Annotated in this window: 11 protein-coding genes; 9 read left to right on the top strand and 2 right to left on the bottom strand. The window is 40.0% G+C overall.

The genetic code is table 11. From position 1 onward, the window contains the following. Positions 1–72: 72 nt before the first annotated feature. Positions 73–321, bottom strand: a complete 249-nt coding sequence (locus tag ACWIX0_RS11545) for a hypothetical protein (protein WP_454174144.1) — start codon at positions 319–321, stop codon at positions 73–75. Positions 322–624: 303 nt separating this feature from the next. Between ACWIX0_RS11545 and ribA the strand changes: the two genes are divergently transcribed. The 9 genes from ribA to ACWIX0_RS11500 all read left to right on the top strand — a co-directional run bounded on the left by ribA (position 625) and on the right by ACWIX0_RS11500 (position 9,880). Beyond that, positions 625–1,272, top strand: a complete 648-nt coding sequence (gene ribA, locus ACWIX0_RS11540) for a GTP cyclohydrolase II (protein WP_454174143.1) — start codon at positions 625–627, stop codon at positions 1,270–1,272. 83 nt (positions 1,273–1,355) lie between these two features. Next, positions 1,356–2,762: a class II 3-deoxy-7-phosphoheptulonate synthase gene (locus ACWIX0_RS11535; protein WP_454174142.1), complete on the top strand. Its 1,407-nt coding sequence runs from the start codon at positions 1,356–1,358 to the stop codon at positions 2,760–2,762. Between the two features lie 255 nt (positions 2,763–3,017). Beyond that, the gene (locus ACWIX0_RS11530) at positions 3,018–3,860 is read left to right on the top strand and encodes a BspA family leucine-rich repeat surface protein (RefSeq protein WP_454174141.1); all 843 of its coding nucleotides are present in this window, start codon (positions 3,018–3,020) and stop codon (positions 3,858–3,860) included. A 36-nt stretch (positions 3,861–3,896) separates the two neighbouring features. Next, positions 3,897–4,199 (top strand): Asp-tRNA(Asn)/Glu-tRNA(Gln) amidotransferase subunit GatC, encoded by a 303-nt coding sequence (gatC, locus tag ACWIX0_RS11525; RefSeq protein ID WP_454174140.1) that lies wholly within the window; start codon positions 3,897–3,899, stop codon positions 4,197–4,199. A 98-nt stretch (positions 4,200–4,297) separates the two neighbouring features. Continuing rightward, entirely contained in the window at positions 4,298–7,243 is a 2,946-nt protein-coding gene (gene uvrA / locus ACWIX0_RS11520; RefSeq protein WP_454174139.1) for an excinuclease ABC subunit UvrA, read from the top strand. A gap of 289 nt (positions 7,244–7,532) precedes the next feature. Then, positions 7,533–7,919, top strand: a complete 387-nt coding sequence (locus ACWIX0_RS11515; protein ID WP_454174138.1) for a DUF485 domain-containing protein — start codon at positions 7,533–7,535, stop codon at positions 7,917–7,919. Beyond that, entirely contained in the window at positions 7,916–9,568 is a 1,653-nt protein-coding gene (locus tag ACWIX0_RS11510) for a cation acetate symporter (RefSeq protein WP_454174137.1), read from the top strand. Before ACWIX0_RS11515 ends, ACWIX0_RS11510 begins: the two co-directional genes overlap by 4 nt. A 50-nt stretch (positions 9,569–9,618) precedes the next feature. Then, entirely contained in the window at positions 9,619–9,747 is a 129-nt protein-coding gene (locus ACWIX0_RS11505; RefSeq protein ID WP_454174136.1) for a hypothetical protein, read from the top strand. Then, positions 9,698–9,880 (top strand): hypothetical protein, encoded by a 183-nt coding sequence (locus ACWIX0_RS11500; RefSeq protein WP_454174135.1) that lies wholly within the window; start codon positions 9,698–9,700, stop codon positions 9,878–9,880. Before ACWIX0_RS11505 ends, ACWIX0_RS11500 begins: the two co-directional genes overlap by 50 nt. Positions 9,881–10,025: 145 nt before the next feature. Here ACWIX0_RS11500 and ACWIX0_RS11495 read toward each other — a convergent pair whose 3' ends face one another. Further along, complete coding sequence (locus ACWIX0_RS11495) at positions 10,026–10,157, bottom strand: hypothetical protein (protein ID WP_454174134.1); 132 nt, start codon at positions 10,155–10,157, stop codon at positions 10,026–10,028. Between the last annotated feature and the right edge of the window lie 631 nt (positions 10,158–10,788).

Genomic DNA, 10,788 nt, shown 5'->3' with positions numbered 1-10,788 from the left:
ATCAAAAAAAAATCAAAAAATGTGGTTAGCTTTGGTGAAAGATTTGTTTTAGAAAAATGACAAAATGATAGATTACCACGCTGATTTTTCAAATCCGCTCGCAATGACGATGGCAGAATCATTGCTTACAATGACAGAATGTTTGCCATATTGAGAGTTTGCCCTTTCTTTGTCATTACTTGAGCGAACGAAGTGAGCGAAGTATCCAAATTCAAAACTTTTGTGCAAATTCACATTAAATTGCAAATGTGCGTTATTTGCAAAATGTGTTTTTTTGGATACTTTGCTTGCGCTTAGTCCAACAAAAATGCTTAAAGACACTTTGTTTTGGGACTCAAAAGGTTTGTGATTTAAAAGATTTGAGATTTTAATATAGTAACCCCATTTTAGATTTTTATACTTTATGCTTTAGAATCTAGGTTTTTAATTTTAGGTTTAAAATTTGAAACTTAATATTTTAAAGATTTCAAATTTCAAATTTTAGATTTTAGATTCTCGTGTGTTTGTTGCGTTTTATAAGGCGCGTTTATAGTCATTAGAGTTTGGATTTTTATGTATTATTTGTGCTAAAATCACGGCTTTATTATTTTTATCACTTGTTTTTAAAACAAAAAAAGGATTTTTATGGATTTAGATATTTCTACTCAAGCAAAGCTGCCAACGAAGTTTGGGGATTTTGTGATTCAGTCATTTTTGCAAAATCAAAAAGAACATTTAGTCGCGCTAAGTCAAAATCTAGCTAAAATCTTAGCCCAAAATGAAGCGACAAATGCGCAAGGCACAAATGCAAAATATAGCGATTTTAGCGCGTTTGCGCCATTGCTACGCGTGCATTCAGAGTGTTTGACGGGCGATGTGTTTGGCTCGCAAAAATGCGATTGTGGTGGCGAACTAGCCCTAGCTATGCAAAAAATCGCTTCAAGCGACAAAGAGGGCAAAGGTGGGCTAATGATTTACTTGCGTCAAGAAGGCAGGGGAATCGGGCTTTTTAACAAAGTCAATGCCTATGCCCTGCAAGATAAAGGCTATGATACGGTGGAGGCAAATATCGCGCTAGGATTTCGTAGCGATGATAGGGAGTATGGGATTGTGGGGAGGATTTTGGAGTATTATGGGATAAAGGAAGTAGAATTGCTTACTAATAATCCTAAAAAGATAGAGGCGATTTCGTGCTTTGTGAAAGTAAAGCGAAGTGAGATAATCATACAGGCAAATAAACATAATGAGCAATATCTAGCCACCAAAAAAGCCAAGCTAGGACATTTGCTATAAAATGATGATTTGCATTTGCATAAATGTGTCTCTAGCTAAAAAATAGCGCAAAAATAAATAGCGCGACTAAAAAAGGAGAAAATATGCCAAAAAAAGATTCCACCTCAAAACAGGATTTTGCTAAAAGCGCAGGCAAAAATAACGCAAGCTGGGATAAGACAAGCTGGAGAAATTTCCCCATAAAACAGCACCCAACCTACACCGACAAAGCCAAACTAGAATCCATACAAAAAGAGCTAGCTTCATATCCTCCGCTTGTCTTTGCGGGGGAAGCTAGAAGCCTAAAAGAGCGATTTAAGCAAGCTCAAAGGGGCGAGGCGTTTTTGCTTCAAGGCGGGGATTGTGCGGAGAGTTTTAGTCAATTTAGCGGTAGTGGAATCCGCGATTTATTTAAAGTGATTATCCAAATGAGCGCGATTTTGACATTTGCAGGGGGTTGTCCTATCATCAAAGTAGGTAGGCTTGCAGGGCAGTTTGCCAAGCCTAGAAGTGCGGACTTTGAAGAGCTAGATGGCAAAAGCCTGCCAAGCTATCGCGGGGATATTATAAATGGGCTAGATTTTAGTAAGGATAAGCGCGAGCCACAGCCTGAACGAATGCTAAAAGCATATCATCAAAGTGCCGCTACGCTAAACCTTTTGCGTGCGTTTGCTAGCGGTGGGCTAGCGGATTTAGCCGAAGTGCATAGGTGGAATCTAGATTTTGTCAAAAATAACGCTTTGGGGCAAAAATACGAAGAGCTAGCCACAGATATTACAAAGGCGTTGGATTTTATGAAAGCCTGCGGAATCGACTCGCAAAATACCCCCGCGCTAAAGATTACAGAATTTTACACAAGCCACGAAGCATTGCTACTAAACTATGAGGAGCAACTCGTGCGCAAAGATAGCCTAAGTGGCAAATGGTATGACTGCTCTGCGCATATGCTGTGGATAGGCGAGCGCACGCGGGATTTGGACGGAGCGCATTTGGAGTTTTTGCGTGGGGTGGAAAATCCTGTGGGGGTAAAGATAGGACCAAATGCATCAAAAGATGAGGTGCTAGGAATCTGTGATATTTTAAACCCCAAAAATGAGGAGGGCAGACTAAATCTAATCGTGCGAATGGGCGATGGTGTGCTACAAGAGCGATTTCCAAAGCTACTGCGAGAGGTGCTACGCGAGGGTAGGGCGATACTATGGAGTAGCGATGCGATGCACGGAAATACCATAAAAGCAAACAACGGCTACAAAACTCGCGCATTTGACAAAATCGCTAGCGAAATAAAAGCGTTTTTTGCTATCCACGAGGCAGAGGGCGGTATCGCTGGAGGAGTGCATTTAGAAATGACAGGCGATAATGTAACAGAATGTGTCGGTGGCTCTCAAGCCATCACAGAGGCAAATCTAGCCACCTGCTATAACACCCAATGCGATCCAAGACTAAACGCTACGCAAGCCATTGAGCTAGCGTTTCTTATCGCAGATATGCTAAAAGCGCGCAAAAAATAATCTGCTTTAAAAAAAACGCAACAATGCAACGATTTAAAACTAAAGAAAATCTAGCCACAATGCTAAAAAAAATCTTTATAAATATATTTTTGCGTAGGCAAAAGGATTAGATTTTTTGACTATAATAAAAGGCTCTAAAGCCACAAAATATCATTATGGTATTTAATGGATATGGCAAAAAATAGTGTTTAAAAATGCTACACAACAAACTAAATAAGCTAAAACGCACTAAAACAAGTTAAAAAAGGAGAGAAAATGAGGCAAACACAAAATCAAAGGACAATATGGACAATGTTAATTATTTCATTATTGGCATTTGGGCTTAGTGGCTGTGCGTGCAAATGCAATATCGAGGAGATAAAAGCCCTAATCGCAAACGAAGTGGCTAAAATCAATCCAAAATCAAATGCCAACCAACAAGTAGCCACCAAAGCTACAAGAAAATATAAATATTTCCCAAAAACCAAAAACGAGCTAATGCAACTTGTGCGTAAGCCAAATGTAAATCTAGGCGAAATCAACACAAGTAAGATAACCGATATGAGTTCGCTTTTTGCTATTCAAGGGTTAAAAGGCGATGATGTGCTTGCAAATCGCGATTATAGCGGGATAGAGCTGTGGGATACGAGCAATGTGGAAAATATGAGTTTTATGTTTCAGGGGGCAAAATCCTTTAACCAAAATATTAACGATTGGGATGTCAGCAATGTCGAGCGAATGCACGCGATGTTTCATAATGCAAGTTCGTTTAACAAACCGCTTGATAAATGGGACACTACCAATGTAGAGGTGATGACTTATATGTTTGCAGGGGCAAAATCCTTTAATCAGCCGTTAAATGCGTGGAATGTCGAAAATGTAGAGGATATGAGTTCTATGTTTGCAGGGGCAAAATCCTTTAATCAGCCGTTAAACAAATGGGATGTGAGTGCCATAGAGAGTATGGGCAGTATGTTTTCTGATGCAGAATCTTTTAGGCAGGATTTGGAAGCGTGGGGAGGAAAGCTCGATAAAGGTGTCGATGTAGATGATATGTTTGAGGGCTCAGCCCTAGAGTCAAAACCTCCAAAATGGTATAAAAAACGCGCAAAACGCTAAAAAATCAGCAAAAATAGCAAAAAATAAGGAGCAAAAATGCACATTGATGACGCGCTTTTGGGTAAATTGCAACGATTAGCAATGATAGAGATCGATGAGACACAAAAAGAAAAAGTAGAGCAAAATCTAAGTGAGATTTTGGATTTTGTAGAAAATCTAAATAGCGTGGATACGGATTCTGTCATCTTGCAAAGCACGCAAAAAACACCGCTAAGAGCTGATGAAATAGACTCATCAAGTGTCGCGCAAAATGTCGCACAAAATATCGCAAAAGAAGTGCTAAAAAACGCTCCAAGCACAAAAGATGATTTTTTCTTAGTGCCAAAAATCATTGAGTAAAATCTACAAAATAAATTCTACGCAAAAATAGATTCGTAAAACAGACATTGCACGCTTTTAAAAAGCAAAATCTATCCACCACAAAACAAAGTAGTAAAATGCAAGATTATATCCATATCATAGGCGCAAAAGAAAATAACCTAAAAAATCTAAATCTAACAATCCCCAAAAATAAGCTCGTTGTTTTCACAGGGCTTTCAGGCAGTGGCAAATCAACCCTTGCTTTTGACACGCTTTATGCGGAGGGGCAGAGGCGATATATCGAGTCGCTATCAAGCTATGCTAGGCAGTTTTTAGATAGAGTAGGTAAGCCAGAAGTGGATAAAATCGAGGGGCTTACCCCTGCGATTGCTATCGACCAAAAGACTACTTCTAAAAATCCGCGCTCAACCGTTGGGACGATTACTGAAATCTATGATTATTTGCGATTGCTTTATGCAAGGGTTGGTAAGCAGCATTGTCATCTTTGTGGTAAGCCTATTTCGCAGATGAGTTCAAGCGATATTATTTCGCAAGTTTTAGCATTGCCAGATAACGCAAAAATGATGATTTTAGCACCAATCGTGCGTGAGAAAAAAGGGGCTTTTGCTGACAAACTCCAAGACTTGCGACAAAAAGGCTTTGTCCGTGCACAGATAAATGGCGTCCTCACTAGGCTTGATGAGGAGATCGAGCTAGCAAAATCCAAAAAACACACCATAAAAGTCGTAATCGATAGGCTAACAAACACAGATGAAAACAAAACAAGATTAGCCCAAGCAATAGAAAAAGCCCTAAATGAATCCTATGGCGAAGTCGAAATCGAATACACGCTAGAATCCAAAGAAACCGACTCTAAAGATTTGCTTTCCAAAGAATCCACTCCCAAAAAATCTAAAAAAGATTCTTCCCAAAAAGGTTTGCAAGCCCAACTTCACGCCAAAACCCGCATAGATTCTAGCCTAGAATCTAAATTAGTGCATTATTCAGAGCATTTTGCGTGCTTTGATTGCAAAGTCAGCTTTGAGCCTTTAGAGCCACTTAGTTTTAGTTTTAACTCCCCCAAAGGTGCGTGCGAAAATTGTGGCGGGCTAGGTAGCATATATACGCTTGATATAAAAAAGATTCTAAACACTTCCCTGCCATTGTTAGAAGGGGGCATAAAAGTCATTTTTGGTTACAATCGTAGCTATTATGCCGAGCTATTTAGGGCGTTTTGCAGGGCAGAGGGGATTGATACAAAATCTAGTTTTGATGAATTAGGCAAAGAAAAGCAAGATTCCCTGCTTTATAATAGTGGAAAAGAAGTGGTTTTTGAATGGCGAGGGAGCAAGCTAAAACGCGAGTGGAAGGGGATTTTAGCCATAGCGCACGATATGTTTAGAGATGAGAGGGATTTGGCGGATTTTATGAGTGAGAAGCCTTGCGATAAATGCCTAGCCCACAGGCTAAAACCAGAATCTCTAAGCGTCAAAGTCTCTAGCAAAGGCATAGGCGAAGTCATTGATATGCCGATTGAAGAGAGTTATGGTTTTTTTGCAAATGAGGCAAATTTCGCCCATCTAAGTGCGCAAGAAATGATGATAGCCGAGTCGATTTTAAAAGAAATACGAGAGAGGCTGTTTTTTTTAGTTGATGTGGGGTTAGGCTATCTCACGCTTGGCAGAGACGCACGCACCATAAGCGGTGGCGAATCGCAACGAATCCGCATAGCAAGTCAAATCGGTAGCGGACTTACAGGGGTAATGTATGTGCTAGATGAGCCTAGTATCGGGCTTCACGAGCGAGATACGCTAAAGCTAATCAAAACCCTAAGAAACTTGCAAGAAAAAGGAAATACCGTAATCGTAGTCGAGCACGATAGAGAGACGATACTAAATGCGGATTTTATCGTAGATATAGGACCGGGAGCGGGTAGTCTAGGTGGGGAGGTGATTTATAGTGGGGATTTGGGTGGTATGCTAAATGCAAACACGCTCACTGCGGATTATATCAATCGCAAAAAAGACATTTTTTATCCGCAAAATCGCCCACAAAAAGAGTGGCTTAGCATCTCAAGCGTAACCATAAACAACATAAAAAATCTAAGTGTGAAAATCCCTCTAGGCAATTTTGTCTGCGTAACGGGCGTGAGTGGCTCTGGCAAAAGCTCTTTAATCCTCCAAACCCTCCTCCCTGTCGCACAAGAAATCCTAAACAACGCTAGGAAAATCAAAAAATGCGATGGCGTAGAGATACTAGGGCTAGAGCATTTAGACAAAGTTATTTATTTAGACCAAACGCCCATAGGACGCACTCCTAGAAGCAATCCTGCTACATACACAGGCACGATGGATGAAATCCGCGCACTTTTTGCCCAAGTCAAAGAAGCAAAAATGCTAGGTTTTGGCGTGTCGCGCTTTAGTTTTAATGTCAAAGGTGGGCGATGTGAAAAATGTCAAGGCGAGGGGGAAATCCGCATAGAAATGCACTTTTTGCCCGATGTAATGGTGAAATGTGATTTGTGTAATGGCGCAAAATATAACCCCCAAACCCTAGCCATAAAATACAAAGGAAAATCCATAGCCGAAGTTTTATCTATGAGCGTGGATAGCGCGTGCGAGTTTTTCTCCAAAATCCCTAAAATCTACCAAAAACTAAAAACCCTCCAAGATGTCGGGCTAGGCTACATACAGCTAGGGCAAAACGCCCTAACGCTAAGTGGCGGGGAAGCGCAAAGAATCAAACTTGCCAAAGAGCTAAGTCGCAAAGACACAGGACGGACGCTATATGTGCTAGATGAGCCTACCACAGGGCTACATTTTGGCGATGTGGATAAACTCACGCGTGTGCTTCACCACCTAGTAGAGCTAGGAAATAGCGTGATTGTGGTGGAGCATAATTTGGATTTAATCAAAAACGCAGACTATATCATCGATATGGGACCAGAAGGCGGGGCAAAAGGTGGCAAGGTAGTCGATAGTGGCAAGGTAGCAGACATCATCAAAAATGCCAAAAAATCTCAAAGCTACACGGCAAAATTTCTAGCCCAAGAGTTTGAATCCCAAAAATCTAAAAAACATTAAGCAAAAAAAAAAACACAAAATCTTAAAAATCTTTTTTTTTGCGTTTTGCAGAGTGGCAAAAACACAAGAATCAAACAAAAACAAGCCATAACAAACAATCTTAACAAGTGCTAAAATCTTAATCACAATCCCAAAATCAAACTTCACAAAAACATTACTTTTAGAAACATTTATGATTTTTTTGTCAATTTTTTGTCGCATTTTTTTGCAAAATAGTTAAAAAATATTTAAACTTTAGCAAGCTTTATGCGAAAAGCTAAAGCAAAATCCAAGACTAAAAGGAGAAAAAATGAGAAAAATAGCAAGTGTGCAAGACGCTAAAAAGAGATTTTACAAATTTGTTTCATTTAGAAATAGATTTTGTGTTTATCTCTCGCTTGTGATTTTAGTTTGTTATTATGCCTTTGTTTTAAGCGTGGGATTTTTTCCTGAGATGTTAGGCTATCGGCTAGGACCTAGCTCGGTTACGCTAGGGATTTTGTGGGGTATCACAATCATCGTGGTATCTATCGCTAGCACGGGTATTTACACGCTTTTTGCAAACAAATACTTTGACAAAGAGCAGTCTGAAATCATCGAGGATTTGCAAGATAGCGGTGCGCTAGAAGAAATGATAAAAGGCGACACACAAAACATAAATACACGACACAACAATATCAATGGAGGTGCAAAATGAAAAAGTTTATATTATTTAGTGCATTTGGAATCCTTAGCCTTGCAAATGCTGCGGGGCTTGATACGAGCTCATTTTCACAAGGCGAGCGCAATTATTTTGCCATTGGAATGTTTTTAGTATTTGTCCTTGCCACACTTGGAATCACTTATTTTTCAAGCAAAGTTTCCACTTCTACGCAGGGATTTTATACCGCTGGAGGCAATATCACAGGAATGCAAAATGGTATCGCCATAGCGGGGGATTATATGAGTGCGGCGAGCTTTCTTGGAATCATAGGGCTTGTATTTGCAAATGGTTTTGATGGACTAATTTATTCGGTTGGATTTTTGGTAGGGTGGCCTATCGTGCTTTTTCTTATCGCTGAAAAATTCCGCAACTTAGGCAAATATACCTTTGCAGATATTATCGCCTATCGTTTAGAATCAAAACGCGTTCGCACCATTTCAGCCATCTCTGGTTTAAGCGTGGTTATGTTTTATCTTATCGCCCAAATGGTAGGCGCAGGCGGGCTAATCCAAGTGCTTTTTGGACTGCCTTATTCTTATGCGATTATTATCGTGGGCGTGTTAATGATTTGCTATGTAACCTTTGGCGGAATGCACGCCACCACTTGGGTGCAAATCATAAAGGCTTGCTTACTGCTAGGTGGAGCGACATTTATGGCGATTATGATTTTGTATATGAGTGGATTTGATTTGCACAGGTATTTTGAAATGGCTATTTCAAACCATTCAAAAGGTTCAGCCATAATGGAGCCGGGCACATTTTTGCCAGACCCTGTGAGCGCGATTTCACTAGGACTTGCGCTAATGTTTGGCACAGCAGGATTGCCCCATATTCTTATGCGATTTTTCACGGTCAAAAATGCTAAAGAAGCGCGAAAATCCGTATTTTATGCCACAGGGCTAATCGGGTATTTCTACATTCTTACCTTTATCATCGGTTTTGGAGCGATTGCGTTTTTGCTAGGCAACCCTGAATTTATCAGCGAAGATGGCAAAAGCCTTATCCCGCCAAATATGGAAGCTGTGCTTTTATCAAAAGTGCTAGGTGGGGATATTTTCTTAGGCTTTATTTCTGCAGTAGCGTTTGCTACGATTCTCGCGGTGGTAGCAGGGCTTACGATTTCGGGTGCTGGAGCGATAAGCCACGATTTGTTTGTCAATGTCTGCAAAGATGGCAAATGCGACCCACAAACCGAAATGCGCGTAACAAAAGCCTCAACCATTGGAATCGGCGTTTTAGCCATTGTGCTAGGGCTAGCCTTTGAGGGACAAAATATTGCATTTATGGTGGGGCTTGCCTTTGCAATCGCAGCAAGTGTAAATTTCCCCATAATCTTGCTTTGCATTTATTGGAAAAACTTGACTACAAATGGCGTGCTTTATGGCGGAATTATCGGGCTTGTATGCGTGCTAGCACTTGTGCTACTAAGCCCTAGCGTGTGGGTAAGTGTGCTAGGGTTTGAGAGCGCGATTTTCCCATATAATCACCCCGCGATTTTTTCTATGCCTCTCACTTTTATCGCAATTTGGGCGATTTCAAAATCAGATTCTAGCAAGCGAGCTAAAATCGATAAAGATGGATTTAGCGCACAAGATTTTCGCGCCCAAAGTGGCATAGGCATAAGCGAAGCAGTGGCGCATTGACATATCGCATAAACTGCTTTTGCTTTGTGTGTAAAATATAACGATTTTGCGTGGCAATTCTTTTGATTCCCCCTCCCTTGCGGATTTTATACCCCACCCTAAATCCCTCCCGCAAGGGGAGGGACTCTTTTGATTCCCCCTCCCTTGCGGAGGGGGTTAGGGGGTGGGTTTCTTGCTAGAATCTGCATTTTTGTCATTGCGAGTTTTTGCGACTTTGCCAAAAGCTACAAAAATCTAACACACGGCAATCCACGCTCGCGCCGTCATTGTAAGCAATTTGATTTTACTTCCGTCATTGCGAGCATTGCATAAAAAATGCAATGCGTGGCAATCTATTTGTAGAGATATTTCGCTTGCGCTCAATATGACAATGGAATGGGGTTATCGCAGGTGATTAGAATTTGCTTTTATGTAAATTATAACGCGTGGCAATCCATAAAAACAAAAAAAACATTTGTCATACTGAGGGCGTAGCCCGAAGTATCCCTATTTGTGTTTTTAGATTTTCTAAAGAAGCTACACTTTGAGATACTTCGGTTTTCTTACGAAACCTCAATATGACAAGTTTTTGTCGTGGATAGATTGCCACGCGGATTTTGATTTGTCAAAATCCGCTTTCAATGACAAATTTTTTTGTTAGACTTAGATTTCGCAATAAACCCAAGTATCTAAAATCCATAAAAAACATCCAAACTCTAAAAACACCCCAAAAAACTATCAAAAAAAACACCAAAATCCACATAAAAAATTCTAAAAAAAATTTTAAAATCCCACCAAAAATCCAAAAATAATGCAAAAAATGCAAAATTTCAAATCCACACAACCCCGCATACTACGCTACTATAAAGCCTAAACACCTTGCAAAATGGCTATTTCAGGATATTTTAAGCATAGAAAAGCTATAATTCTCCCTGTCAAACGGAATTTGCGGATAGTCGGTTTGAGCATGACCTGATTTTACAAGGGACTAAAACGAACGTTCTATTTCAGACTGTTGGAAAGCTGTTTGAGCATGACCTGATTTTACAAGGGACTAAAACCCCTTTCCACATTTCCGTAGATTTTTTAATACGCGATATAAACACTTTATGTGTTTATTCGCTATTACAATAATCTATGTCATAGACTATTGTAATAGCGAATTTTTTTCTCAACTTTTGGATTTTTTAGACTTTTGTAATTTTTAGTATTTTTTTGCTCTTTTTTAGATTTTAGGCGTG

Source organism: Helicobacter sp. T3_23-1059 (genome assembly GCF_053654515.1).
The sequence above is the reverse complement of the archived record's forward strand: the minus strand, read 5'-3'. Positions and strand labels throughout refer to the sequence as shown.